The 25262-nt window shown below is 41.3% G+C and carries 31 protein-coding genes; all 31 read left to right on the top strand.

Annotation, left to right across the window (positions count from 1 at the left end):
* Nucleotides 1–157: 157 nt before the first annotated feature.
* The 31 genes from BW986_RS27755 (at nucleotide 158) to BW986_RS27605 (ending at nucleotide 24961) form a co-directional block, all read left to right on the top strand.
* Entirely contained in the window at nucleotides 158–763 is a 606-nt protein-coding gene (locus tag BW986_RS27755) for a class I SAM-dependent methyltransferase (RefSeq protein ID WP_076372913.1), read from the top strand.
* Between the two features lie 238 nt (nucleotides 764–1001).
* A complete protein-coding gene (gene rpoB, locus BW986_RS27750; RefSeq protein WP_076372877.1) occupies nucleotides 1002–4571 on the top strand; it encodes a DNA-directed RNA polymerase subunit beta in 3570 nt (1189 codons plus the stop codon).
* A 184-nt stretch (nucleotides 4572–4755) separates the two neighbouring features.
* The gene (rpoC, locus tag BW986_RS27745; RefSeq protein WP_076372875.1) at nucleotides 4756–8355 is read left to right on the top strand and encodes a DNA-directed RNA polymerase subunit beta'; all 3600 of its coding nucleotides are present in this window, start codon (nucleotides 4756–4758) and stop codon (nucleotides 8353–8355) included.
* A 293-nt stretch (nucleotides 8356–8648) separates the two neighbouring features.
* Nucleotides 8649–8897 (top strand): 50S ribosomal protein L7ae-like protein, encoded by a 249-nt coding sequence (locus BW986_RS27740; protein ID WP_034305040.1) that lies wholly within the window; start codon nucleotides 8649–8651, stop codon nucleotides 8895–8897.
* A 104-nt stretch (nucleotides 8898–9001) separates the two neighbouring features.
* On the top strand, nucleotides 9002–9424 hold the full coding sequence (gene rpsL / locus BW986_RS27735; RefSeq protein ID WP_034305038.1) for a 30S ribosomal protein S12: 423 nt from the start codon (nucleotides 9002–9004) through the stop codon (nucleotides 9422–9424).
* Between the two features lie 41 nt (nucleotides 9425–9465).
* Nucleotides 9466–9936, top strand: coding sequence for a 30S ribosomal protein S7 (rpsG, locus tag BW986_RS27730; protein WP_048677878.1), 471 nt, complete (start codon nucleotides 9466–9468; stop codon nucleotides 9934–9936).
* 44 nt (nucleotides 9937–9980) lie between these two features.
* On the top strand, nucleotides 9981–12059 hold the full coding sequence (gene fusA / locus BW986_RS27725) for an elongation factor G (RefSeq protein WP_076372873.1): 2079 nt from the start codon (nucleotides 9981–9983) through the stop codon (nucleotides 12057–12059).
* Nucleotides 12060–12179: 120 nt separating this feature from the next.
* Complete coding sequence (tuf, locus tag BW986_RS27720) at nucleotides 12180–13367, top strand: elongation factor Tu (protein ID WP_076372871.1); 1188 nt, start codon at nucleotides 12180–12182, stop codon at nucleotides 13365–13367.
* Nucleotides 13368–13785: 418 nt separating this feature from the next.
* Nucleotides 13786–14094, top strand: coding sequence for a 30S ribosomal protein S10 (gene rpsJ / locus BW986_RS27715; protein WP_019244375.1), 309 nt, complete (start codon nucleotides 13786–13788; stop codon nucleotides 14092–14094).
* 40 nt (nucleotides 14095–14134) lie between these two features.
* Nucleotides 14135–14764: a 50S ribosomal protein L3 gene (gene rplC / locus BW986_RS27710; RefSeq protein WP_076372869.1), complete on the top strand. Its 630-nt coding sequence runs from the start codon at nucleotides 14135–14137 to the stop codon at nucleotides 14762–14764.
* A gap of 25 nt (nucleotides 14765–14789) precedes the next feature.
* The gene (gene rplD / locus BW986_RS27705) at nucleotides 14790–15413 is read left to right on the top strand and encodes a 50S ribosomal protein L4 (protein ID WP_076372867.1); all 624 of its coding nucleotides are present in this window, start codon (nucleotides 14790–14792) and stop codon (nucleotides 15411–15413) included.
* On the top strand, nucleotides 15413–15697 hold the full coding sequence (gene rplW / locus BW986_RS27700; protein WP_034305023.1) for a 50S ribosomal protein L23: 285 nt from the start codon (nucleotides 15413–15415) through the stop codon (nucleotides 15695–15697). Before rplD ends, rplW begins: the two co-directional genes overlap by 1 nt.
* Nucleotides 15698–15723: 26 nt before the next feature.
* Complete coding sequence (rplB, locus tag BW986_RS27695) at nucleotides 15724–16554, top strand: 50S ribosomal protein L2 (RefSeq protein ID WP_076372865.1); 831 nt, start codon at nucleotides 15724–15726, stop codon at nucleotides 16552–16554.
* Between the two features lie 60 nt (nucleotides 16555–16614).
* A complete protein-coding gene (rpsS, locus tag BW986_RS27690) occupies nucleotides 16615–16893 on the top strand; it encodes a 30S ribosomal protein S19 (RefSeq protein ID WP_034305018.1) in 279 nt (92 codons plus the stop codon).
* Nucleotides 16894–16910: 17 nt separating this feature from the next.
* Nucleotides 16911–17252, top strand: coding sequence for a 50S ribosomal protein L22 (rplV, locus tag BW986_RS27685; RefSeq protein WP_034305017.1), 342 nt, complete (start codon nucleotides 16911–16913; stop codon nucleotides 17250–17252).
* Between the two features lie 3 nt (nucleotides 17253–17255).
* Nucleotides 17256–17912, top strand: coding sequence for a 30S ribosomal protein S3 (rpsC, locus tag BW986_RS27680; RefSeq protein ID WP_034305014.1), 657 nt, complete (start codon nucleotides 17256–17258; stop codon nucleotides 17910–17912).
* A gap of 1 nt (nucleotide 17913) precedes the next feature.
* Nucleotides 17914–18348 (top strand): 50S ribosomal protein L16, encoded by a 435-nt coding sequence (gene rplP / locus BW986_RS27675; protein ID WP_034305012.1) that lies wholly within the window; start codon nucleotides 17914–17916, stop codon nucleotides 18346–18348.
* Entirely contained in the window at nucleotides 18338–18541 is a 204-nt protein-coding gene (gene rpmC / locus BW986_RS27670; protein ID WP_034305010.1) for a 50S ribosomal protein L29, read from the top strand. Before rplP ends, rpmC begins: the two co-directional genes overlap by 11 nt.
* Before the next feature lie 18 nt (nucleotides 18542–18559).
* Nucleotides 18560–18823 (top strand): 30S ribosomal protein S17, encoded by a 264-nt coding sequence (rpsQ, locus tag BW986_RS27665; protein ID WP_034305007.1) that lies wholly within the window; start codon nucleotides 18560–18562, stop codon nucleotides 18821–18823.
* Between the two features lie 41 nt (nucleotides 18824–18864).
* On the top strand, nucleotides 18865–19233 hold the full coding sequence (gene rplN / locus BW986_RS27660) for a 50S ribosomal protein L14 (RefSeq protein ID WP_076372863.1): 369 nt from the start codon (nucleotides 18865–18867) through the stop codon (nucleotides 19231–19233).
* 43 nt (nucleotides 19234–19276) lie between these two features.
* A complete protein-coding gene (rplX, locus tag BW986_RS27655) occupies nucleotides 19277–19588 on the top strand; it encodes a 50S ribosomal protein L24 (RefSeq protein WP_034305002.1) in 312 nt (103 codons plus the stop codon).
* 29 nt (nucleotides 19589–19617) lie between these two features.
* The gene (gene rplE / locus BW986_RS27650; protein WP_063235797.1) at nucleotides 19618–20157 is read left to right on the top strand and encodes a 50S ribosomal protein L5; all 540 of its coding nucleotides are present in this window, start codon (nucleotides 19618–19620) and stop codon (nucleotides 20155–20157) included.
* Nucleotides 20158–20182: 25 nt separating this feature from the next.
* Complete coding sequence (locus BW986_RS27645) at nucleotides 20183–20368, top strand: type Z 30S ribosomal protein S14 (protein ID WP_034304998.1); 186 nt, start codon at nucleotides 20183–20185, stop codon at nucleotides 20366–20368.
* A gap of 30 nt (nucleotides 20369–20398) precedes the next feature.
* The gene (gene rpsH / locus BW986_RS27640; protein ID WP_034304995.1) at nucleotides 20399–20797 is read left to right on the top strand and encodes a 30S ribosomal protein S8; all 399 of its coding nucleotides are present in this window, start codon (nucleotides 20399–20401) and stop codon (nucleotides 20795–20797) included.
* Between the two features lie 30 nt (nucleotides 20798–20827).
* Entirely contained in the window at nucleotides 20828–21364 is a 537-nt protein-coding gene (gene rplF / locus BW986_RS27635; protein WP_076372861.1) for a 50S ribosomal protein L6, read from the top strand.
* A gap of 32 nt (nucleotides 21365–21396) precedes the next feature.
* Nucleotides 21397–21759 carry a 50S ribosomal protein L18 gene (rplR, locus tag BW986_RS27630; protein WP_076372859.1) on the top strand — a complete coding sequence of 121 codons (363 nt, stop codon included), beginning with the start codon at nucleotides 21397–21399 and terminating at the stop codon, nucleotides 21757–21759.
* A 22-nt stretch (nucleotides 21760–21781) separates the two neighbouring features.
* Complete coding sequence (gene rpsE, locus BW986_RS27625; protein WP_034304987.1) at nucleotides 21782–22282, top strand: 30S ribosomal protein S5; 501 nt, start codon at nucleotides 21782–21784, stop codon at nucleotides 22280–22282.
* A 16-nt stretch (nucleotides 22283–22298) separates the two neighbouring features.
* Complete coding sequence (gene rpmD, locus BW986_RS27620) at nucleotides 22299–22481, top strand: 50S ribosomal protein L30 (RefSeq protein ID WP_076372857.1); 183 nt, start codon at nucleotides 22299–22301, stop codon at nucleotides 22479–22481.
* A gap of 32 nt (nucleotides 22482–22513) precedes the next feature.
* The gene (gene rplO, locus BW986_RS27615; protein WP_034304982.1) at nucleotides 22514–22954 is read left to right on the top strand and encodes a 50S ribosomal protein L15; all 441 of its coding nucleotides are present in this window, start codon (nucleotides 22514–22516) and stop codon (nucleotides 22952–22954) included.
* On the top strand, nucleotides 22954–24249 hold the full coding sequence (gene secY, locus BW986_RS27610; protein ID WP_034304981.1) for a preprotein translocase subunit SecY: 1296 nt from the start codon (nucleotides 22954–22956) through the stop codon (nucleotides 24247–24249). The genes rplO and secY overlap by 1 nt, the downstream gene beginning before the upstream one ends.
* A gap of 58 nt (nucleotides 24250–24307) precedes the next feature.
* On the top strand, nucleotides 24308–24961 hold the full coding sequence (locus BW986_RS27605; protein ID WP_076372856.1) for an adenylate kinase: 654 nt from the start codon (nucleotides 24308–24310) through the stop codon (nucleotides 24959–24961).
* Nucleotides 24962–25262 lie beyond the last annotated feature (301 nt).

The following is a 25262-nucleotide window of genomic DNA, read 5'->3' as shown; positions in this document are numbered from 1 at the left end:
TTTTTTCTTCATTTTTAAAGAAATGACGGAAACTAGCCGTTAATGGTTTAGTAACGAGGATTTCGTTATTCGAACATTCCGGCGTGCAAGCATCCATTCTTCAATTCTCTTCTCTCATTAAATCTTCAATATTCCTTTCTGATAGGGGGAGATGACTCTGACAGAGCATTACTACTCACATAAACCGGATGTCGTAAGCAATCCGAAATTTTGGGATTTCACATTAAAGGGACGTACATTTCGCTTCAAAAGTGATAATGGTGTTTTTTCGAAAAAGGAAGTTGATTTCGGATCGCGTCTTTTGGTTGAAAGTTTTAACCTAGATGAAGCTGTGGAAGGAGATATTCTCGATGTTGGTTGCGGTTATGGGCCAATTGGAATATCGATTGCGGCAGCTTATCCCGATAGAACGATTGAAATGATTGATATAAATAGCCGGGCAGTTGAATTGTCAAAAGAGAATGCGGCTTCAAATGGGATCTCAAATGTGAAGGTTTACGAAAGTGATCGTTTTGACAAAGTTGCCTCCAATCAATTCGCGGCGATTCTTACGAACCCTCCCATTCGCGCAGGTAAAAGTGTAGTCCACGAAATTTTAGAAGAAGGCTATCGCAGTTTGGTAGCTGGTGGAGAATTATGGGTTGTCATTCAAAAAAAACAAGGGGCTCCATCCGCAATGGATAAAATGGAGCAATTATTTGGAAATATTGAAGTACCCGTTAAGAAAAAAGGTTACTATATACTATTATCCAAAAAGGTTTGACTCTAAATTTTCGCTATGTTAGTATTATAAAATGCATATATATAATTCCGTAACTATGCAATTTTTATACCATTGATGTATAATCAATGGATAATATGGAAAAAATATATAAATAATAGTTCGTTTTATGAGAAATAGTGGTTTTTAAAATAAAAACCATTTTCTTTTTGTCTATGGAAATGATTCCTTTTCCGAGGCAAATGGATCCTTATAACGCTTGATTTAAGGGGTGAATCAGTTGACAGGTCAACTTGTTCAGTATGGACGACACCGCCAACGTAGAAGTTATGCAAGAATCAGTGAGGTTTTGGATCTTCCAAATCTGATTGAAATTCAAACAGCTTCTTATCAATGGTTTCTAGATGTAGGTTTAAAGGAAATGTTCCAGGATATTTCTCCTATTGAGGATTTTACAGGTAATTTATCGTTAGAATTCATCGATTACAGCTTAGCTGAGCCGAAGTATTCTGTGGAAGAAACAAAAGAACGCGATGTTACGTATTCTGCACCACTTCGTGTGAAAGTGCGCCTTGTTAACAAAGAAACAGGGGAAGTGAAAGACCAGGATGTATTTATGGGCGACTTCCCGCTGATGACTGAAACAGGTACATTTGTCATCAATGGTGCTGAACGGGTAATTGTATCCCAATTAGTGCGCTCACCGAGTGTTTACTACAATGGGAAAATGGATAAAAACGGTAAGCTTGGATTCTCTGCGACCGTTATTCCTAACCGTGGCGCATGGCTCGAATATGAAACAGACGCCAAGGATGTTGTGTATGTCCGGATCGACCGCACCAGGAAATTACCGATCACGGTATTGATGCGTGCCCTTGGATTCGGAACAGATCAAGAAATCATCGATTTGATCGGAGACAACGAATACCTTCGCAACACTCTTGAAAAGGATAACACCGAGAGTGTGGAAAAAGCATTACTAGAAATCTATGAGCGTCTGCGCCCAGGTGAACCGCCTACTGTCGAAAACGCGAAAAGTCTTTTAGTATCACGCTTTTTTGATCCAAAACGTTATGATTTAGCTAATGTAGGCCGTTATAAAATTAATAAAAAACTGCATATCAAGAACCGTTTATTCGGACAACGTATTGCAGAGACTTTGATTGATCCTGAAACAGGTGAAATCATCGTTGAAAAAGGGACAATGCTTGATCGTCGGACTCTTGATAGGATCCTGCCTCATATCGAAGGTGGAATCGGATTCAAAACATTCCATCCATCAGGCGGTGTAGTAGAGGAAGAAACTCTTCTTCAACCTATTAAAGTGTTTGCGCCAAACGATGCTGAAGGTGAAAAAGTGATCAATATCATCGGTAATGCCTATGTGACCGACCAGGTCAAAAACATTACTCCGGCTGATATCATTTCTTCCATCAGTTATTTCTTTAATTTATTGCATGGTGTGGGAATCACGGATGACATTGACCATTTAGGTAACCGTCGTCTGCGTTCAGTTGGTGAATTGCTGCAAAACCAATTCAGAATTGGTTTATCCCGTATGGAGCGTGTTGTCCGTGAAAGGATGTCCATTCAGGATACGAACACAATCACTCCACAGCAACTAATCAACATTCGTCCGGTCATTGCATCCATTAAAGAGTTCTTTGGAAGCTCACAGCTTTCCCAATTCATGGATCAAACGAACCCATTGGCTGAATTGACACATAAACGTCGTCTATCTGCATTGGGACCTGGTGGTCTGACACGTGAGCGTGCTGGCTTTGAAGTACGTGACGTTCATTATTCCCACTATGGCCGCATGTGTCCGATTGAAACGCCTGAGGGACCGAATATTGGTTTGATTAACTCGTTATCCAGTTTTGCAAAGGTTAACCCATATGGCTTCATTGAAACACCATATCGCCGTGTGGACCCTGAAACAGGTAAAATTACAAGCCAAATTGACTACTTAACAGCTGATGAGGAAGATAATTATGTAGTTGCCCAAGCGAATGTACGACTGTCAGATGACGGCTCATTCCTTGATAATGATGTTGTTGCACGTTTCCGTGGTGAAAATACCGTTGTTCCGCGTGACCGCGTAGATTACATGGATGTATCTCCTAAACAGGTTGTATCTGCTGCGACAGCATGTATTCCTTTCTTGGAAAATGATGACTCCAACCGTGCCCTTATGGGAGCGAACATGCAACGTCAAGCAGTTCCTTTGCTGCAACCGGAAGCCCCTCGAGTAGGAACGGGTATGGAGTATGTTTCAGCGAAAGACTCCGGTGCTGCCGTAATCTGTAAACACCCTGGTATCGTAGAGCACGTTGAATCACGTGAAGTTTGGGTACGTAGGGTAAGTGAGGTTGACGGAAAGCAAGTAAAAGGAAACCTTGATAAATACCGTCTATTAAAATTCATTCGTTCCAACCAAGGAACGTGCTATAATCAACGCCCTATCGTAAGTGTTGGCGACAACGTTGTAAAAGGTGAAATTCTTGCTGATGGTCCTTCAATGGAAAAAGGTGAGCTGGCACTTGGACGTAACGTATTGGTTGCCTTCATGACATGGGACGGATATAACTATGAAGATGCCATCATCATGAGTGAACGATTGGTTAAAGATGATGTGTACACTTCCATTCATATTGAAGAATATGAATCTGAATCACGCGATACAAAATTAGGACCTGAAGAAATCACACGTGATATCCCTAACGTAGGGGAAGATGCGCTTCGTAATCTTGATGAGCGCGGAATAATCCGTGTGGGTGCTGAAGTGAAAGACGGAGACCTTCTCGTTGGTAAAGTCACGCCTAAAGGTGTAACGGAACTGACTGCTGAAGAACGTCTATTACATGCAATCTTCGGTGAAAAAGCACGTGAAGTAAGGGATACATCACTTCGTGTACCTCACGGCGGCGGCGGAATCGTTCTTGATGTTAAAGTATTTAACAGAGAAGACGGCGATGAACTGCCTCCTGGTGTAAACCAACTAGCACGTGTATATATCGTTCAAAAACGTAAAATCCATGAAGGCGATAAAATGGCTGGACGACATGGTAACAAAGGGGTAATCTCCAGGATTCTTCCTGAAGAAGATATGCCTTATTTACCAGATGGCACTCCAGTCGACATCATGTTAAACCCATTGGGTGTACCTTCACGTATGAACATCGGTCAGGTGTTGGAGCTTCACTTAGGTATGGCTGCACGCGCACTTGGCATTCATGTAGCATCTCCTGTATTCGATGGTGCCACTGAGGAAGATGTTTGGGGTACGATTGAAGAAGCCGGGATGTCCCGTGATGCAAAAACAGTCCTTTATGACGGCCGTTCAGGTGAAGCATTCGATAACCGTGTATCAGTTGGTGTCATGTATATGATCAAACTGGCACATATGGTCGATGATAAACTTCATGCGCGTTCAACTGGACCTTACTCCCTTGTTACGCAGCAACCACTTGGTGGTAAAGCGCAATTTGGCGGACAGCGTTTCGGTGAGATGGAAGTATGGGCACTTGAAGCTTATGGTGCTGCTTATACATTACAAGAAATCCTAACCGTTAAATCAGATGATGTCGTAGGTCGTGTTAAAACGTACGAAGCGATTGTCAAAGGTGAAAATGTCCCTGAACCAGGCGTTCCTGAGTCCTTCAAAGTATTGATTAAAGAGCTTCAAAGTTTAGGATTGGATGTTAAAATCCTCAATGCTGAAGATCGTGAAATCGAAATGCGTGATTTGGAAGATGAAGATGATGCTAACCAAGCCGACAAATTAAGCCTTGATTCAGAAACTAAGGATATGGTTGCTTCCGAAGTAGGGGCACCTGTCAAAGAATAAAATTAAATATAAACATATCTAGTTATATATTACCTGCTCTGACTGGCAGTGAGATGTTCATTTGAAGATCATGCTGCCTTGTTAGAGCCTTATTGATTCAATCAACCATCATCCGGTGTAAGATTGCCTGATATTTGACGGCAATCAAGGGTTAAACCTGGAGATTAAAAGGGAGGTAGGCCCCTTGTTAGACGTTAATAATTTTGAGTATATGAAAATTGGTCTTGCTTCACCAGACAAGATTCGTTCTTGGTCTCATGGAGAAGTTAAAAAACCAGAAACAATCAACTATCGTACGTTAAAGCCAGAAAAAGACGGTTTATTCTGTGAGAGAATTTTTGGACCTCAAAAGGACTGGGAATGTCATTGCGGAAAATATAAACGTGTTCGTTATAAAGGCGTAGTCTGTGACCGTTGTGGCGTTGAAGTCACTCGTGCTAAGGTGCGTCGTGAGCGTATGGGTCATATTGAGCTGGCAGCTCCAGTTTCACACATATGGTATTTTAAAGGAATCCCTAGCCGTATGGGACTTGTACTTGACATGTCTCCGCGGGCTTTGGAAGAAGTTATTTACTTTGCATCTTACGTCGTAACTGAAACGGGCGATACAACTTTAGAAAAGAAACAGCTTCTTTCCGAAAAGGAATATCGTACATACCGTGAAAAATACGGTAAGAAATTCCAAGCTGCCATGGGTGCGGAAGCTATTAAAAAACTTTTGCAAGATATTGATACGGAAAAGGAAGTAGAGTCGTTGAAAGAGGAGCTTAAAACAGCTCAAGGACAACGCAGAACCCGTGCAATCAAACGCTTGGAAGTGCTTGAAGCATTCCGTAACTCCGGAAATGAGCCTTCATGGATGATCCTTGACGTGCTTCCGGTCATTCCACCGGAACTTCGTCCTATGGTTCAACTTGATGGAGGACGTTTTGCCACATCTGATCTAAATGATTTATATCGCCGTGTTATCAACCGTAATAATCGGTTGAAAAGATTACTGGACCTTGGAGCACCAAGCATTATCGTTCAAAATGAGAAGCGTATGCTGCAAGAAGCTGTCGATGCTCTTATCGATAATGGCCGTCGGGGCCGTCCGGTAACTGGACCTGGTAACCGTCCGTTAAAATCTTTATCTCACATGTTAAAAGGTAAACAAGGTCGTTTCCGTCAAAACCTTCTTGGTAAACGTGTTGATTATTCTGGCCGTTCCGTTATCGTAGTCGGACCAAATTTAAAGATGTACCAATGTGGTCTTCCAAAAGAAATGGCGATTGAATTATTCAAACCATTCGTTATGAAGGAGCTTGTTCAAAGAGGCCTGGCACATAACATCAAATCCGCTAAGCGTAAAATTGAACGTTTATCTCCTGAAATTTGGGATGTATTAGAAGAAGTTATTAGAGAACACCCAGTACTATTGAACCGTGCACCGACTCTTCACAGACTTGGGATCCAAGCATTTGAACCAACTTTAGTTGAAGGTCGCGCAATTCGTTTGCATCCGCTCGTATGTACAGCTTACAACGCTGACTTTGATGGTGACCAAATGGCGGTCCACGTTCCTCTATCTTCTGAAGCCCAAGCTGAGGCGCGCATGCTTATGCTTGCAGCACAGAACATTTTGAACCCTAAAGATGGTAAACCTGTCGTTACACCTTCTCAAGATATGGTATTAGGTAACTATTACTTAACATTGGAAAGAGAAGGCGCTATCGGTGAGGGTATGATCTTTAAAGATACAAGTGAAGCATTACTTGCATACCAAAACGGATATGTACACTTACATTCTCGTTGTGCCGTACATGCATCGTCACTAAATAACGAAACTTTCACTGAAGAACAAAACGGCCAACTTCTCATTACGACTGTTGGTAAATTGATCTTCAATGAGATTTTGCCTAAATCATTCCCGTATATTAACGAACCGACACGATATAATTTGGAAACGAAAACTCCAGAGAAATATTTTGTGGAAAAAGGCGCTAATATCCCTGAGTTGATTAAGGCCCAACCTGCAATCGATCCATTCAAGAAAAAAATTCTTGGAAATATCATTGCGGAAGTCTTTAAACGCTTTAAAATTACCGAAACATCCAAAATGCTTGACCGGATGAAAGATCTTGGATTCAAATATTCGACAAAAGCTGGTATTACCGTTGGTGTGGCTGATATCGTCGTTTTAAAAGAAAAACAAGAAATCATCACTGAGGCTCAAACCAAAGTGGATAACGTCTTGAAACAATTCAGACGCGGTCTTATTACTGAGGATGAGCGTTATGATCGCGTCATTTCGATTTGGAGTGCTGCCAAGGATACCATTCAGTCCAAACTTATGGACTCACTGGACCGCCGCAACCCGATCTTCATGATGAGTGACTCCGGTGCCCGTGGTAATGCTTCCAACTTTACGCAGCTTGCGGGTATGCGTGGTTTGATGGCCAACCCGGCTGGACGTATCATTGAATTACCGATCAAATCAAGTTTCCGTGAAGGTTTAACAGTGTTGGAGTACTTCATCTCTACACATGGTGCGCGTAAAGGTCTTGCCGATACAGCGCTTAAAACAGCCGATTCCGGTTACCTTACCCGTCGACTTGTTGACGTTGCACAAGATGTCATCATCCGTGATGACGATTGCGGAACTGACCGCGGCTTGAAAATTTCAGCCTTGAGAGAGGGTACTGAAATAATTGAGCATCTTGAAGAGCGCCTAATCGGCCGTTATGCAAGAAAAGCGATCAGACATCCAGAAACAAATGAAGTAATCGTGGCTGAAAACGACCTTATTACTGAAGATCTTGCTAACTATATTGAATCACTTGGAATTGAAACAGCGTGGATCCGTTCCGCATTTACATGTAATACCAGCCATGGTGTATGTAAAAAATGTTACGGACGTAACTTGGCTACCGGTCAAGAAGTTGAAGTGGGCGAAGCAGTCGGTATTATTGCCGCTCAATCAATCGGAGAACCTGGTACACAGTTGACGATGCGTACATTCCATACAGGTGGGGTTGCCGGGGACGATATCACTCAAGGTCTTCCTCGTATCCAAGAGATATTTGAAGCGAGAAATCCGAAAGGTCAAGCTGTCATTTCCGAAATCGAAGGAACGATTGTTTCGATTAATGAAATTCGGGATAAACAACAGGAAATCGTTGTTCAAGGTGCTGTTGAATCACGCACGTATACTGCGCCGTACACAGCTCGTTTAAGAGTAACTGTCGATACGCCTGTCCGTCGTGGTGAAGAGTTGACTGAGGGTTCCATCGATCCGAAAGAATTGCTGAAGGTTACAGACGTGCTTACTGTTCAGGAATACCTGCTTCATGAAGTTCAAAAAGTATACCGGATGCAAGGTGTTGAAATCGGCGATAAACATATCGAGGTAATGGTTAGACAAATGATGCGTAAAGTCCGTGTGCTTGATGCAGGTGAAACTGAAGTGCTTCCAGGAACATTATTGGATGTTAACCAGTTCACTACTGCAAACACTGATGCATTGCTTACCAACAAATTACCGGCTACAGGACGCCCTGTGTTGCTAGGTATCACAAAAGCATCCCTAGAAACGGATTCCTTCTTGTCCGCCGCGTCATTCCAAGAAACAACTAGAGTCTTGACTGATGCAGCAATTAAAGGAAAACGTGATGAATTGCTTGGACTTAAAGAAAATGTCATCATCGGTAAACTTGTCCCTGCAGGAACAGGAATGCTTAGATACAGAAAAGCAAACCCTGTCGTTGTTGGTGACGAAAATGCCGATACCGTAACGGTGGATTAAAGGAAAAAGGACCAGCTCAATAATTTAAACTGAAAACTCCACTCCTGTTTCCCATTGGAGCTGTAGGATCAGAGTTTATTGAGCTGGTCTCTCTTATTACTCATGGCTGACTGAAAAGCAGTATGGGGATTTGATATATTCCGTTTAGGCAAATTGATAATCTTAATAGAATTATGTAAGGAAAACCTTTTGCTTGAATTAATTTTTTGAAAGAAGTTGACAGTATCCGACTTATAATGATACTATAGCAAAGGTGCTCCTATGTTACCCTGTAACTTTGGAGGATATGGACCATGTCTTATGAAAAAGTAATACAGGCAAAGTCAGTGATTATAGGGACGAAGCAAGCAGTTAGAGCTCTTAAAAACAATTTAATTCAAGAAGTTATCATCGCTGATGATGCAGATATATACTTGACTGGGCGTGTCGTTGAGACCGCCAAAGAATTGGATGTTCCTATCACATATGTTGATTCGATGAGAATGCTTGGCAAAGCATGTGGTATTGATGTCGGAGCAGCAACTGTTGCCATCAAAAAGTAAAGATGTTTTTGCAATTATATTTGCAAAGACTTTGTTTTTACCCATTTATGAACCACCTGGATGTGTGGTACTAGAAATGAAAACGTGAAGGGAGGAAAAATGTAATGCCTACTATTAATCAATTAGTGCGTAAAGGACGCGAGTCTAAAGAGGTTAATTCAAAATCTCCAGCACTTAACAAAGGCTACAACAGCTTTAAAAAAGCACAAACTAACGTATCATCTCCGCAAAAACGTGGTGTTTGCACTCGTGTGGGTACTATGACACCGAAAAAACCAAACTCCGCGTTACGTAAATATGCGCGTGTACGTTTAACAAACGGTATCGAGGTAACAGCTTATATCCCAGGTATCGGTCACAACCTACAAGAACACAGCGTGGTTCTTATCCGTGGCGGTCGTGTAAAAGATTTACCAGGGGTACGTTACCATATCGTACGTGGTGCTCTTGATACAGCTGGAGTTAACAATCGTATGCAAGGCCGTTCTAAATACGGTACTAAGCGTCCGAAAGCAGCAAAAAAATAATCTTAAACAAAAATTGAACTTTCTTGAAAGGAGGAAATATAATGCCTCGTAAAGGACCTGTAACGAAAAGAGACGTATTACCAGATCCAATATATAATTCAAAACTTGTGACTCGCTTAATCAACAAATTAATGGTTGATGGACAAAGAGGTAAATCACAAAAAATTCTTTACTCTGCATTTGATTTAATCAAAGAACGTACTGGCAATGAGCCGATCGAAGTTTTCGATCAAGCACTTAAAAACATCATGCCAGTACTAGAAGTAAAAGCACGCCGTGTGGGTGGAGCTAACTACCAAGTACCAGTTGAGGTGCGTCCAGACCGCAAATCGACTCTAGGACTTCGTTGGTTAGTAAACTACTCTCGCCTTCGTGGAGAAAAAACGATGGAAGAGCGTTTAGCTTATGAAATCATGGATGCTGCTAACAACACTGGAGCAGCAGTTAAGAAACGTGAAGATACTCACAAAATGGCTGAAGCCAACAAAGCTTTCGCACATTATCGCTGGTAAGATCAAACACTATAAAATCCTTATAGAAGGAAGGAGAAAGACAAATGGCAAGAGAGTTCTCCTTAGCAAACACTCGTAATATCGGTATCATGGCTCACATCGATGCTGGTAAAACGACAACAACAGAACGTGTTCTATATTACACTGGTAAAATTCATAAAATTGGTGAAACGCACGAAGGTGCTTCACAAATGGACTGGATGGAACAGGAACAAGAACGCGGAATCACGATCACTTCCGCTGCAACAACTGCACAGTGGAAAGGTCACCGTGTAAACATCATCGATACACCGGGACACGTAGACTTCACAGTTGAAGTTGAACGTTCTTTGCGCGTACTTGATGGAGCTGTAGCTGTACTTGATGCCCAATCAGGTGTTGAGCCTCAAACTGAAACAGTTTGGCGCCAAGCTACAACTTACGGTGTACCGCGTGTCGTATTCGTAAACAAAATGGACAAAATCGGTGCAGATTTCTTGTATTCAGTTGGAACAATCCACGACCGTTTACAAGCTAACGCTCACCCAGTTCAGTTACCAATCGGAGCAGAAGATCAATTCTCTGCAATCATCGACCTTATTGAAATGAAAACTCATTTCTACGGTAATGACCTAGGAACTGATATCACTATCGGTGAAATTCCTGAAGAACACCGGGAATTAGCTGAAGAATACCGTGAGAAGTTAATTGAAGCAGTAGCAGAAGTTAATGAAGACTTAATGGAAAAATACCTTGGCGGCGAAGAAATCAGCATTGCTGAATTAAAAGCAGCTATTCGTACAGCAACCGTTAATGTTGAATTCTTCCCTGTTATTTGTGGATCAGCTTTCAAAAACAAAGGTGTTCAATTAATGCTTGATAACGTTATCGACTTCCTTCCATCTCCATTGGATGTACCAGCTATCAAAGGTACATTACCGGATTCAGAAGAAGAAGTAGAACGTCATTCAGATGATTCTGAACCGTTCTCGGCTTTAGCGTTTAAAGTTATGACTGACCCTTACGTTGGTAAACTTACATTCTTCCGTGTGTACTCAGGTACATTAGAATCAGGATCTTATGTAATCAACTCAACTAAAGGTAAACGTGAACGTATTGGACGTATCCTTCAAATGCACGCAAACAGCCGTGAAGAAATCTCAACTGTATATGCAGGGGATATCGCCGCTGCTGTTGGTTTGAAAGATACTACAACTGGTGATACGCTATGTGATGACAAGAACCAAGTAATTCTTGAATCCATGGTATTCCCAGAGCCTGTTATCTCACTGTCAGTTGAACCGAAATCCAAAGCAGACCAAGACAAAATGGGTCAAGCTTTACAAAAGCTACAAGATGAAGATCCAACATTCCGTGCGCATACTGACCAAGAAACTGGTCAAACGATTATCGCTGGTATGGGTGAACTTCACTTGGATATCCTTGTTGACCGTATGCGTCGCGAATTTAAAGTGGAAGCTAACGTTGGTGCTCCTCAGGTAGCATACCGTGAAACTTTCCGTGGTTCAGCTAAAGTTGAAGGTAAATTCGTTCGCCAATCAGGTGGTCGTGGACAATTCGGACACGTATGGATTGAATTTGGTCCAAACGAAGAAGGTAAAGGATTCGAATTTGAAAATGCTATTGTCGGTGGTGTAGTACCACGTGAATACATCCCTGCTGTACAAGCTGGATTAGTTGATTCACTTGACCGTGGTGTACTTGCTGGTTACCCGCTAGTCGACATCAAAGCAAAATTATTTGACGGATCTTACCATGACGTTGACTCCAACGAAATGGCATTTAAAATCGCTGCATCTATGGCACTTAAAAATGCAGCATCTAAATGTAAGCCTGTCATCCTTGAACCAATCATGAAAGTGGAAGTAGTTATTCCAGAAGATTACCTAGGCGACATCATGGGGGATATCACATCTCGTCGTGGTCGTGTAGAAGGTATGGAAGCTCGCGGTAACACGCAAATGGTTAAAGCGATGGTTCCACTATCTGAAATGTTCGGATATGCTACATCTTTACGTTCTAACACTCAAGGACGCGGAACATTCTCTATGCACTTCGATCATTATGAAGAAGTACCTAAGAGCATTTCTGAAGAAATCATCAAAAAAAATAAAGGTGAATAATTGATTTTCATCTCTTATTAAAGTATAACTATCTTATGTAAGCTGTGATGGAAGAATTAGTCTTCTTTCACAGCCCTATATACTTAATCTTTTATTTATAATTTTAAGGAGGAATTCCTAATGGGAAAAGCTAAATTTGATCGTTCAAAACCGCACGTTAACGTTGGAACAATTGGTCACGTTGACCATGGTAAAACAACTCTAACTGCTGCAATCACAACTGTACTTGCTAAATCTGGTGGCGCAGAAGCTCGCGCTTATGACCAAATCGATGGTGCTCCAGAAGAAAGAGAACGTGGTATCACAATCTCTACTGCACACGTTGAGTACGAAACAGCTACTCGTCACTATGCACACGTTGACTGCCCAGGACATGCTGACTATGTTAAAAACATGATCACTGGTGCTGCACAAATGGACGGCGGAATCTTAGTAGTATCTGCTGCTGATGGCCCAATGCCACAAACTCGTGAGCACATCCTTCTTTCACGTCAAGTAGGTGTACCATTCCTAGTAGTATTCATGAACAAATGCGATATGGTTGATGACGAAGAACTTCTTGAATTAGTAGAAATGGAAATCCGTGATCTTCTATCTGAATACGAATTCCCTGGCGATGACATTCCAGTTATCAAAGGTTCTGCTCTAAAAGCTCTTCAAGGAGACGCTGAATGGGAAGAAAAAATTCATGAATTAATGGCTGCTGTTGACGAGTATATTCCAGAACCAACTCGTGACACTGACAAACCATTCATGATGCCAGTTGAGGATGTATTCTCTATTACTGGTCGTGGTACAGTTGCAACAGGACGTGTTGAGCGTGGACAAGTTAAAGTCGGTGACGTTGTTGACATCATCGGATTCAACGAAGAGTCTAAACCAACAACAGTAACTGGTGTTGAGATGTTCCGTAAACTTCTTGACTATGCTGAAGCTGGTGACAACATCGGTGCACTACTTCGTGGTGTATCCCGTGAAGATATCCAACGTGGACAAGTACTTGCTAAACCAAGCACTATCACTCCACACACAAAGTTCAAAGCTGAAGTTTATGTTCTTTCTAAAGAAGAAGGTGGACGTCACACTCCATTCTTTACAAACTACCGTCCTCAGTTCTACTTCCGTACAACTGACGTAACTGGTATTTGTAACCTTCCTGAAGGCGTAGAAATGGTTATGCCTGGAGACAACATTGAAATGACTGTAGAACTTATCGCTCCAATCGCTATCGAAGAAGGTACTAAATTCTCTATCCGTGAGGGTGGACGTACTGTAGGCGCTGGCGTCGTTGCTACAATCACTGAGTAATTGATACAATATTGAATAATGGAAGGGACGCCTTCCGAGAAAAGCAGATGGGACGCCATCTGCTTTTTTTTGTTTTTGAAGATATTCATCCTTTCTTCTATAATATCTGTAAAAAATGAAGCGCATTTTATGAGGATCACGTGCATTTTCGAAATGAAGAAAATGGATATGAAAGACCACGTAGAATGTACTTGTAAATGCTTGTGATAGTATGTATAATAATAAAAGTGTGTTGCACAAGAAAAATTTAAGTTTAACTTGCATTTTACTTGTGTTATATGTATAATAGACAATGTTGGTCTTTGACTGCGATGATATGGAAGGTTGCTGACACACCCGGCCGCTTTGCCATGGCGAGTGTGTGGGAAATTTCCATTGAGAAGGTCTATTTTAAAATAGGCGAAAAGGAGGGAAAATTATGGCAAAACAAAAAATTCGTATCCGTTTAAAAGCATATGATCACAGAATTCTTGATCAATCTGCTGAGAAAATTGTTGAAACTGCAAAACGTTCTGGTGCGGCTGTATCTGGTCCGATTCCATTACCTACTGAAAGATCGGTATACACGATCCTACGTGCGGTTCATAAATACAAAGACTCTCGTGAACAATTCGAAATGCGTACGCATAAACGTCTAATCGACATCGTTAATCCAACTCCACAAACAGTTGATTCATTGATGCGTTTAGATTTACCATCAGGCGTTGACATTGAAATCAAATTATAATTCATATAAATATGAACAATTACTCTAGGAGGTGTGACTTATGACCAAAGGAATCTTAGGAAGAAAAATCGGTATGACTCAAGTTTTTGCTGAAAACGGTGAACTTATTCCGGTAACAGTTATCGAAGCTGCTAATAACGTGGTTCTTCAAAAGAAAACTGTTGAAACTGATGGCTATGAAGCAGTTCAAGTTGGTTTTGAAAACAAACGTGAAAAGCTTTCTAACAAACCTGAAAAGGGCCATGTTGAAAAAGCAAATACTACTCCTAAGCGCTTCATTCGCGAATTCCGCGGAACGGATCTTACTGAATATGAGATCGGTCAAGAAGTCAATGTAAGTATTTTCGCTGAAGGCGATTTAGTAGATGTATCAGGAATTTCAAAAGGTAAAGGATTCCAAGGCTCTATCAAGCGTCATGGACAATCTCGCGGACCAATGTCTCACGGTTCTCGTTACCACCGTCGCCCAGGTTCAATGGGTCCTGTAGCTCCAAACCGCGTATTCAAAGGTAAACTTTTACCAGGACGTATGGGTGGAGAACAAATCACTGTTCAAAACTTAGCTATCGTTAAAGTTGATGTTGAACGTAACCTACTATTGATCAAAGGTAATGTACCTGGTGCTAGAAAAGCATTGATCAAAGTTAAATCTGCTGTTAAAGCAAAGTAATTTCTGAGAAAGGAGGAGCAATAGAATGCCAAAAGTTACATTGTTCAACCAAACAGGTTCCCAAGTTGGCGACATCGAACTAAATGAATCCATCTTTGGTATCGAACCTAATAATCACGTATTATTTGAAGCAATCATCATGCAACGAGCTTCCTTACGTCAAGGAACTCACAAAGTTAAAAACCGTTCTGAAGTAGCAGGCGGTGGACGTAAACCTTGGAAACAAAAAGGAACTGGACGTGCGCGTCAAGGTTCTATACGTTCTCCACAATGGCGTGGCGGTGGTATTGTTTTTGGACCAACTCCAAGATCTTACTCTTACAAGTTGCCTAAAAAGGTACGTCGTTTAGCTATTAAATCTGCATTGTCTGCAAAGGCATTGGAAGAGAACATTTTGGTACTTGAAAGCTTGTCTTTCGAATCACCAAAAACAAAAGAGTTTGTAGCGGTTCTTAAAAACCTTTCTGTTGACACTAAAACATTAGTCGTTACTGACGGTTTAGATGAGAAAGTTGCTCTTTCTGCACGTAACATCCCTGGTGTTACTGTAGTTGAAGCTGATGGTCTTAATGTTCTTGATGTTGTTTCACACAACAAATTGATCTTGACTAAATCAGCTGTCGAAAAAGTAGAGGAGGTGCTTGCATAATGGATGCACGCGATATCATTAAGCGCCCCGTAATCACTGAACGCTCTTCAGACATAATGGCTGAAAAGAAATATACTTTTGAAGTTGATGTTAGAGCTAATAAAACTCAAGTTAAAGATGCTGTTCAAGAAATTTTCGGCGTTAAAGTTGAGAAAGTAAACATCATGAACTACAAAGGTAAATTCAAACGCATGGGCAAACATGCAGGCTATACTAACAAGCGCCGTAAAGCTATTGTTAAATTAACTGCTGACAGCAAAGAAATCGAGCTATTCGAAGCTTAATTCATTAGAGAAGGAGGGAAATACAAATGGCGATTAAGAAGTATAAACCTACCTCTAACGGTCGACGTAATATGACAAGTTCGGATTTTGCTGAGATCACTACAGACAAACCGGAAAAATCATTACTTGCTCCTTTACACAGCAAAGGCGGCCGTAATAACCAAGGTAAGTTAACAGTTCGTCATCAAGGTGGCGGCCACAAGCGTCAATACCGTATCATCGATTTCAAACGGAATAAAGATGGTATACCAGGACGCGTTGCTACTATTGAGTACGATCCAAATCGTTCTGCAAACATTGCATTAATTAATTACGTTGATGGAGAAAAACGTTATATCCTAGCTCCGAAAAACCTAGAAGTAGGTTTGGAAGTTATGTCAGGTCCAGAAGCTGACATTAAAGTGGGTAACGCTCTACCTCTTATTAACATCCCAGTTGGTACAGTAATTCATAACATCGAACTTAAACCAGGAAAAGGTGGACAATTAGTCCGTTCAGCAGGAACATCTGCTCAAGTACTTGGTAAAGAAGGTCGTTATGTACTTGTACGTTTAAACTCAGGTGAGGTTCGTATGATTCTTGCTACTTGCCGTGCTTCAATCGGTCAAGTTGGTAATGAACAACATGAACTTATCAACATTGGTAAAGCTGGCCGTAACCGTTGGTTAGGTAAACGCCCAACAGTTCGTGGATCTGTAATGAACCCGAATGATCACCCACACGGTGGTGGTGAAGGTAAATCACCAATCGGACGTAAATCACCAATGTCTCCATGGGGTAAACCTACTCTTGGATTCAAAACTCGTAAGAAGAAAAACAAATCCGATAAATTTATCGTACGTCGTCGTAAAAAATAACGGGATTGAGCTACGGTTCATATATAGAACCGTAGAACAGTCACGAAGGGAGGTACTCGCATGGGTCGTAGCTTAAAAAAAGGGCCTTTTGTTGATGATCATTTATTGGTAAAAGTTGAAAAATTAAATGAAGCTGACAAGAAACAGGTAGTAAAAACTTGGTCTCGTCGCTCAACAATCTTCCCGCAATTCATCGGACACACAATCGCCGTTTATGACGGTCGTAAGCATGTGCCGGTTTATGTAACAGAAGATATGGTAGGTCACAAACTAGGCGAATTCGCGCCTACACGCACTTATAAAGGTCACGCAAGTGATGACAAGAAAACAAGACGTTAATGAGAGGAGGGCATCTCATGCAAGCTAAAGCTGTCGCTAAAACAGTTCGTATTGCTCCTCGTAAAGTGCGTTTAGTCGCAGATTTAATTCGAGGAAAACAAGTAGGTGAAGCAGTAGCGATTCTTCGCTTAACACCAAAATCTGCTTCTCCAGTCGTAGAAAAAATTCTGAAATCTGCTATCGCAAATGCAGAACACAACTACGAAATGGATATTAATAACCTAGTCGTTTCAGAGGCATACGTTAACGAAGGACCAACATTAAAACGTTTCCGTCCTCGCGCTCAAGGTCGTGCGAGTGCTATAAACAAACGTACTAGTCATATTACAATCGTTGTATCAGAAAAGAAGGAGGGGTAATCTGTGGGTCAAAAGGTAAATCCAATCGGTATGCGTATCGGGATAATCCGTGACTGGGAATCCAAATGGTACGCTGATAAAGACTACGCAGTTCTTTTGCATGAAGACATCAAAGTTCGTGAATATATCGCGAAACGTCTAAATGATGCTTCAGTTTCAAAGGTTGAAATCGAACGTGCAGCTAACCGTATCAATGTATCTGTCCACACTGCTAAACCAGGAATGGTTATCGGTAAAGGCGGTACTGAAGTCGAAGCACTTCGTAAAGCTTTGAACCAGCTGACTGGCAAAAGAGTTCATATCAATATCATTGAAATTAAAAGAGCAGATCTTGACGCAAAATTGGTTGCTGAAAACATCGCTCGTCAACTAGAAAACCGTGTTTCATTCCGTCGCGCTCAAAAGCAAGCTATCCAACGTACTATGCGTTCTGGAGCAAAAGGAATCAAAACTCAAGTTTCTGGTCGTCTTGGCGGTGCCGATATTGCTCGTGCTGAACATTACAGCGAAGGAACAGTTCCACTTCACACACTTCGTGCAGACATAGATTATGCTCATGCTGAAGCAGATACTACTTACGGTAAGCTAGGCGTGAAAGTTTGGATCTACCGTGGAGAAGTTCTTCCTACTAAGAAGAAATCTGAGGAAGGAGGAAAATAATATGTTATTGCCAAAACGCGTAAAATACCGTCGTGAACACCGCGGTAAGATGAGAGGGATGGCTAAAGGCGGCACTGAAGTTCATTTCGGAGAATTTGGACTTCAAGCTCAAGAAGCTTCCTGGATCACGAACCGTCAAATCGAAGCAGCTCGTATTGCGATGACTCGTTATATGAAACGTGGAGGGAAAGTTTGGATCAAAATCTTCCCAAGCAAACCTTACACAGCTAAGCCGCTTGAAGTACGGATGGGTTCCGGTAAAGGTGCTCCTGAAGGTTGGGTAGCAGTAGTTAAACCGGGCAAAGTTATGTTTGAAATCTCTGGTGTATCTGAAGAGGTGGCAAGAGAAGCATTGCGCCTTGCAGCACACAAACTTCCAATCAAATGCAAGTTTGTAAAAAGAGAGGAAATTGGTGGTGAAACAAATGAAAGCTAATGAAATCAAAGATCTAACCACTGCTGAAATTGAACAAAAACTAAAATCTCTTAAAGAAGAACTATTTAATCTTCGTTTCCAGTTAGCTACTGGACAACTTGAAAATACAGCTCGCATCCGTGAAGTTCGCAAATCGATTGCTCGTATGAAAACAGTTGTTCGTCAAAGAGAGATCGGTGTCACTAATCGATAATGAATGGAGGTTTGCAGAATGAGCGAACGCAACCAACGCAAAATCTACACTGGACGCGTAGTATCCGACAAAATGGATAAAACAGTTACAGTAGTTGTAGAAACCTATAAAAAGCATTCTTTATACGGTAAACGCGTGAAATACTCTAAAAAGTTAAAAGCTCATGACGAGCTAAATGAAGCGAAAGCTGGCGACGTAGTACGTATTATGGAAACTCGTCCACTTTCAGCTACGAAGCGCTTCCGTCTTGTAGAAGTAGTAGAAAAAGCAGTAATTATTTAATATAGTTCGGATTAAGCTAATTCCGAAGGGAGGTACCGTACATGATTCAACAAGAATCTCGTTTAAAAGTCGCTGACAATTCAGGTGCTCGTGAAGTGCTAACAATTAAAGTCCTAGGTGGGTCTGGCCGTAAATATGCTAACATCGGTGATGTTATAGTTTGTACAGTTAAACAGGCAACACCAGGAGGCGTTGTTAAAAAAGGTGAAGTCGTTAAGGCTGTTGTTGTCCGTACAAAACGTGGTATGCGTCGTCCTGACGGTTCTTACATTCGTTTTGATGAAAACGCATGTGTAATTATCCGTGACGATAAGAGCCCACGTGGAACTCGTATTTTTGGACCTGTTGCTCGTGAATTACGTGACAATAGTTTCATGAAGATCGTTTCTCTAGCTCCAGAAGTTCTATAATATGTAAAATTTGTATAAAGCCTTTCAAGGAGGTGCCAAGCTAATGCATGTTAAAAAAGGTGACAAAGTCGTAGTCATCTCTGGTAAGGACAAAGGCAAACAAGGAACAATTCTTTCTGCATATCCGAAACAAAATCGTGTGCTTGTTGAAGGAATTAACATCGTGAAAAAGCATTCCAAGCCATCTCAACTTAATCCACAAGGTGGAATTATCAGCAAAGAAGCTGCTATTCACGTATCCAATGTAATGCCACTTGATCCTAAATCAGGTAAACCGACTCGTGTTGGATATAAGATCGAAAATGGTAAAAAAGTACGCGTAGCTAAAATATCAGGTGAATCTTTAGATAAATAAGTCATAAATGAAGGGAGGTACACTAAGCAATGAGCCGCCTTAAAGAAAAATTAAAAAGTGAAATTACACCGTCATTGATGGGTAAATTCAACTATCAATCAGTAATGCAAGTACCAAACATTGAGAAAATCGTTATTAACATGGGTGTGGGTGACGCAGTATCTAACTCGAAAGCTTTAGATACAGCTGTTGAAGAACTTACATTGATCACTGGTCAAAAACCAGTTATAACAAAAGCAAAAAAATCAATCGCAGGCTTCCGTTTGCGTGAAGGTATGCCTATCGGAGCGAAAGTTACATTACGTGGAGAGCGTATGTATCAATTCCTTGATAAGCTAGTATCTGTATCTTTACCGCGTGTACGTGATTTCCGCGGCGTTTCAAAGAAATCCTTTGACGGACGTGGAAACTATACATTAGGCGTTAAAGAACAACTTATCTTCCCTGAGATTGATTACGATAAAGTGAGCAAAGTTCGTGGTATGGACATCGTTATCGTAACGACTGCCAACACTGACGAAGAAGCTCGTGAACTACTTACTCAAGTTGGAATGCCGTTCCAAAAGTAATCTCTAAATAAAGGGAGGCGAAATCGTGGCTAAAAAGTCTATGATCGTAAAGCAAAAACGCGAACAGAAGTTTAAAGTACAAGAATATACACGTTGCGAACGTTGCGGACGTCCACATTCTGTATTACGTAAATTTAAACTTTGTCGTATTTGTTTCCGCGAACTTGCATATAAAGGACAAATTCCTGGCGTTAAAAAAGCTAGCTGGTAAAACCCGAGTTTGGGAAGGAGGTAAAATATAATGGTCATGACAGATCCTATTGCAGATATGCTTACTCGCATCCGTAATGCGAATATGGTTCGTCACGAAAAACTGGAAGTTCCTGCTTCAAAGATCAAAAAGGAAATTGCTGAGATCTTAAAAAGTGAAGGCTTCGTACGTGACTTTGAATTAATCGAAGACAACAAACAAGGTATCATCCGTATCTTCTTAAAATACGGTGCAAACAACGAACGTGTTATCACTGGTCTAAAACGTATCAGCAAACCTGGTTTGCGTGTATATGCAAAAACTGGAGAGGTACCACGCGTTCTTAACGGTTTAGGTATCGCAATTGTTTCTACTTCTCACGGAGTTTTAACAGACAAGGAAGCTCGCTCTAAACAAGTTGGCGGAGAAGTTTTAGCATACGTTTGGTAATACATTTTCACAAGAATGGAGGTGCACATTATGTCTCGTATAGGTAAAAAACCTATTGAAATCCCTGCAGGCGTGACAGTTACTGTTACTGGAAGTGAAGTAACTGTTAAAGGACCTAAAGGTGAATTAACTAGATCATTCAATCCTGACCTTTCAATCGTTGTTGAAGAGAACGTGTTAACTGTTACACGTCCGTCTGACGAGAAGGCTCACCGTTCTTTACACGGTACTACTCGCGCACTTATCTCTAACATGGTTGAAGGTGTATCAACTGGATTCGTAAAATCACTTGAACTTATTGGGGTTGGGTACCGTGCACAAAAGCAAGGTAACAAGCTTGTCCTTAACGTAGGATATTCCCACCCTGTAGAAATAGAGCCAGAAGCTGGCGTTGAAGTCGAAGTTCCTTCTAATACAAAAGTAATCATCAAAGGTGCAAGCAAAGAACGTGTAGGAGCTCTAGCAGCTAATATCCGTGATGTACGCCCGCCTGAACCGTATAAAGGTAAAGGTATCCGTTACGAAGGCGAATTCGTTCGTCGTAAAGAAGGTAAAACTGGTAAGTAATGCCGCATAAGTAAACGAAAGGAGTGACGTAAATGATTACGAAGCTTGATAAAAATGCTACTCGTCAGAAAAGACATGCGCGTGTACGTGCTAAGCTTTCTGGAACAGAAGCTCGTCCTCGTTTAAATGTGTTTCGTTCAAACAAACACATTTACGCACAATTAATTGACGATGCAAAAGGCGTAACATTGGCAAGTGCTTCAACTCTTGATAAAGAGATCAGTATCGAAGCAGGTAGCAATGCTGAAGCAGCTCAAAAAGTTGGCGAACTTATTGCGAAACGTGCTGTTGAAAAAGGTTTCAAAGCTGTGGTATTTGACCGCGGTGGTTACCTCTTCCATGGTCGTGTAAAAGCATTGGCTGACGCTGCTCGTGAAAACGGCTTAGAATTTTAATGGATAAGGAGGGACATAACAGATGCGTAGCATTGATCCTAATAAATTAGAACTTGAAGAACGCGTAGTTACAGTAAATCGTGTAGCTAAAGTTGTTAAAGGCGGACGTCGTTTCCGTTTCACTGCACTAGTTGTTGTTGGTGATAAAAATGGTCATGTTGGATTTGGTACTGGTAAAGCTCAAGAAGTTCCGGATGCTATCCGTAAAGCTATTGAGGATGCTAAGAAAAATCTAATTACTGTACCGATGGTTGGTACTACTATTCCTCACCTTGTGAACGGTCGCTATGGCGCAGGTCACATTCTATTGAAACCAGCTTCTGAAGGTACAGGAGTAATTGCTGGTGGTCCTGTTCGTGCGGTACTTGAATTAGGCGGAGTTAGCGATATCTTGTCTAAATCACTAGGTACTAATACACCTATTAATATGGTTCGCGCAACAATTGAAGGATTGAAGCAATTGAAACGTGCTGAAGACGTAGCTAAGTTACGTGGAAAATCAGTACAAGAACTGTTAGGATAAGGAGGGAAATCGAATTATGGCTAATAAATTAGAAATTACCCTCACTCGCAGCTTAATTGGTCGTCCTGAAGATCAACGTGTTACAGTTAACACTTTGGGTTTACGCAAAATGCATCAAACGGTTATCCAAGAAGATAACCCTGCGATTCGCGGTATGATTACCAAAGTTGCTCATCTTGTTACTGTAAAAGAACAATAAAATAATTTTTAACTTAACAAGGAGGTGCCAACATGAAACTTCATGAGTTAAAAGCTGCAGAAGGTTCTCGTAAAGAACGTAAACGTAAAGGTCGCGGTATTGGATCTGGTAACGGTAAAACAGCAGGTAAAGGACATAAAGGACAAAACGCTCGCTCCGGCGGCGGTGTGCGTCTTGGATTTGAAGGGGGACAAACTCCTCTATTCAGACGTTTACCTAAACGTGGATTTACCAACATCAACCGTAAAGACTACGCTATCGTTAACCTTGATACGTTAAATCTTTTCGAAGACGGTACTGAAGTAACACCAGCTCTTTTACTTGAGACTGGGGTTGTAAGTAAAGAAAAAGCAGGAATCAAAATTCTTGCCAAAGGAAGCATTGAGAAAAAGCTTACTGTTAAAGCTCACAAATTCTCGTCTACTGCTAAAGAAGCTATCGAAGCTGCTGGCGGTAATACAGAGGTGATCTAATGTTTCGCACGATCTCCAATTTTATGCGCGTGGGTGAAATAAGGAATAAGATTATTTTTACCCTTCTAATGTTAATCGTCTATCGCATCGGTACATTTATACCTGTACCGCATGTGAATGCCGATTTTCTCGCTGAACAGGACCAGCTGAGCGTCATCGGTCTTTTAAATACCTTTGGCGGCGGGGCACTGCAAAACTTCTCCATATTGGCGATGGGTATCATGCCGTACATCACGGCATCCATCATCGTTCAGCTGTTACAGATGGACGTTGTTCCTAAGTTCACTGAATGGTCTAAACAAGGGGAAGCAGGGCGCCGTAAATTAGCTCAATTCACTCGTTACTTCACTATTATCCTAGGATTCATCCAAGCAGTTGGTATGTCTTATGGGTTCAATAATATGTCAGGTGGCCAGTTGATTGAAAATCCTGGAATTGCAACATACTTGCTTATTGCGACTGTCTTAACGGCAGGAACAGCTTTTCTTTTGTGGTTAGGGGAGCTGATCACTGCTAAGGGTGTGGGTAATGGGATTTCCATCATTATCTTTGCTGGTATCGTAGCTAGTTTGCCTACTACGGCAAATCAGATTTACGCCCAACAATTTGAAAATGCGGGAGATCAATTATTCTTACGAATCATAACGATTATCCTCATTGTTTTAGCAGTATTAGCAATCGTGGTTGCTGTTATTTTCATTCAGCAGGCATTGCGTAAAATTCCTATACAGTATGCGAAACGTGCTGCGGTAGGTCGTACACAAATGGGTGGCCAGTCTACTCATTTACCATTGAAAGTAAATGCTGCGGGGGTTATTCCGGTAATCTTTGCAATGGCATTTATCATTACTCCCACTACAATCGCTTCTTTCTTTGGAAAGAACAGCGTGACTAGTTGGATATCAACAAATCTTGATTACACCAAGCCAATTGGTATGATCATATATGTTGCTCTTATCATTGCTTTTGCGTATTTTTATGCATTCATTCAGGTTAACCCTGAACAAATGGCTGAGAATTTGAAAAAGCAAGGTGGCTATGTGCCGGGGATTCGTCCAGGTAAGAGTACACAAGAATATTTAACACGTGTTTTATACCGTTTGACGTTTGTAGGCTCTATATTCTTAGCCATCATTGCCGTTTTACCGGTATTTTTCATTAAGCTTGCTGATCTACCTCAATCTGCACAGATTGGTGGTACCAGTTTGCTGATCGTAGTGGGGGTTGCCCTTGATACGATGAAGCAGCTGGAATCACAACTTGTGAAGAGACACTATAAAGGCTTTATAAAGTAATGAGTTTTGGGAACGGCTTGTTCCCTTTACCCATTATAGAGTTTGAGGGGGAAGAAAATTGAATCTAGTTTTAATGGGTCTGCCGGGTGCTGGTAAGGGCACTCAAGCTGAACAAATCGTAGAAAAATATAATATCCCTCATATCTCTACTGGAGATATGTTCCGAACAGCTATCAAAGAAGGAACAGAACTAGGTCTAAAAGCGAAATCATTCATGGACAAAGGCGAATTGGTACCTGATGAAGTTACCATTGGCATCGTACGTGAACGTTTAAGCAAGGAAGACTGCCTTAAAGGATTTTTGCTTGATGGGTTTCCACGTACTGTGGCACAGGCAGAGGCACTTGAAAGCATTCTTGCTGATTTAGATCGTCAAATGAATTTTGTCATTAATATCGATGTTGATAAAAGCATCTTAATGGATAGATTGACAGGACGTCGTATTTGCAAATCATGTGGTGCGACATACCATCTTGTATTCAATCCTCCAGCTAAAGATGATGTATGCGACCGCTGCGGCGGAGAATTATATCAACGTGCCGACGATAATGCTGAAACGGTTCAGAATCGCTTAGATGTGAATTTGAAACAAACCAAGCCACTTCTTGATTTCTACGGAGACAAAGGGTACTTGGTCAACATTAACGGACAGCAAGATATTAATAAGGTATTTGAAGATATCGATGTGCTGCTTGGTGCTTTACAAAATTAATCATTCGTATTGATTTATGAAATTCATACCATTTTTATAACTTACTAGTTAAACTTGGTGCATTCCTATAATACAAAGGGTATAATGGATTTCGCGAGAGCATTCGCACATTTATTAATCAGGTTCTTGTACTTGGTATTCCCTGAATTGGGCGATTACTTTTCAAGTGATCTTCATGGACATATCCGGTCGGCAAAATTGATGAAGAAATGCAGTGACTCTATTGGGATTCCTAAAGAGTCGTGATATAGAGGGTTGAAAGAAGCTATGCCAGGCGTGCGCCTTTCAAACATCTCCCATG

The sequence above is a fragment of the Peribacillus simplex genome, from assembly GCF_900156045.1.
Lineage (GTDB): Bacteria > Bacillota > Bacilli > Bacillales > DSM-1321 > Peribacillus > Peribacillus simplex_D.
This window is presented reverse-complemented; position numbering and strand designations above follow the sequence as displayed.